This is a genomic window from Okeania sp. SIO3I5 (genome assembly GCF_010672085.1).
GTDB lineage: Bacteria > Cyanobacteriota > Cyanobacteriia > Cyanobacteriales > Microcoleaceae > Trichodesmium.
On sequence record NZ_JAAHHT010000549.1, the window covers coordinates 1 to 1,094 of the forward strand.

A 1,094-nucleotide genomic window follows, 5' to 3' on the forward strand; every position below is an offset into this window, starting at 1 on the left:
ACAGAGAAAACAGTACCGAATGATTATTCAGAGTGGGGGGATAGAAGCTGCTCTGAGGTATCTAAAGATGGTGGAATCGTTGACTTACCTATCCCACCGCCCTGTTAGGGGTCTCCCTAAAAATCGTTATCAGTTTAAAAGGGAAAGTAAGCGAGTGCATTCTTGTCAATGCGCTGAGTACAAACTACAACAAAGTATGGATAATTATGGAGAAACAAATCCTTACCGATATAAATACTCTTACGATTTATGAACTTAGACGTGCTGTTCGTCGTGCTGTTCGGCGGGCGGGTTTGGGGGAGGATGATATTAGAAGGTTTGGTGATTTGAGGCGCAAGCGGACTTGGCGACTTGCTGATCGGGAGTTTTGTACTCCTGGGTTGTCGGATAGCGATCGGGATTTGCTGTTTGGTGAGGTTGAGTTTAAGAGAAATCTTTCTGGGCACTTATTGCTTGAGTATGATAATTATTTTGAACCGCCTGATCCGGATGATTTTCCGGTTTTAGATGACTTCTGTTGCCAGTTTCGACGATGGGAGCAAGATTTTCCCGCTCATGCAGCAGCTCTAAGGTGATGGGCGCAATTAGAGGTTGCTGCTTCCGATCGGAGTGTTTATAACCGAACTTTGATCGGAACTAATGCTTATGATCGGAGTGATGATGAGGCTGATTCTCTGGCTTTGGGTTGTTACTGGTTTGATTATGGTGACAATCCGCGTCGTTTTTTGTCACGGCGAGACCCGGTGGTGGCGGAGATTCGAGATTTGGTGATGCGCAGAATTTCTTATGAGAGGGAGGTTGGTAGGTTGGTGAATATCTGCCATCAGGATTTGGATTTGGGAGTTTCCTGAAGTTTGCCAGGTTAAGTCTCCTCGGAAAATATTGAAGTCGCCTCCTTTGTTTTGGCGATGGCTGGCGGGGGAGGAAAATGGACAGTATGATGAGCTGTATTTGGAAAGTTACGGGAAAGGGTTGTCAATTTATACGGAGTTTAATTCTCAATTAATTTGTTTGGTTGGGGAGCATGAGTTGTTGATTGAGAATCGGATTGAGCGGCTTTTATCGTTGTCTCGATTTGAAAAATATTTGGCTGC

At 44.8% G+C, this 1,094-nt stretch carries 2 protein-coding genes; both read left to right on the forward strand.

Features of this window, described 5'->3' with window-relative positions; all coding sequences use genetic code 11:
- Positions 1 to 206: 206 nt before the first annotated feature.
- Positions 207 to 575: a hypothetical protein gene (locus F6K40_RS40455; RefSeq protein WP_293146049.1), complete on the forward strand. Its 369-nt coding sequence runs from the start codon at positions 207 to 209 to the stop codon at positions 573 to 575.
- Positions 576 to 626: 51 nt separating this feature from the next.
- Complete coding sequence (locus tag F6K40_RS40460; protein ID WP_293146052.1) at positions 627 to 851, forward strand: hypothetical protein; 225 nt, start codon at positions 627 to 629, stop codon at positions 849 to 851.
- Positions 852 to 1,094 lie beyond the last annotated feature (243 nt).

What these genes read in the sequence shown, in the direction of transcription:
- F6K40_RS40455 (WP_293146049.1), top strand. Translation starts at nt 207, where the DNA reads ATGGAGAAACAAATCCTTACCGATATAAATACTCTTACGATTTATGAA.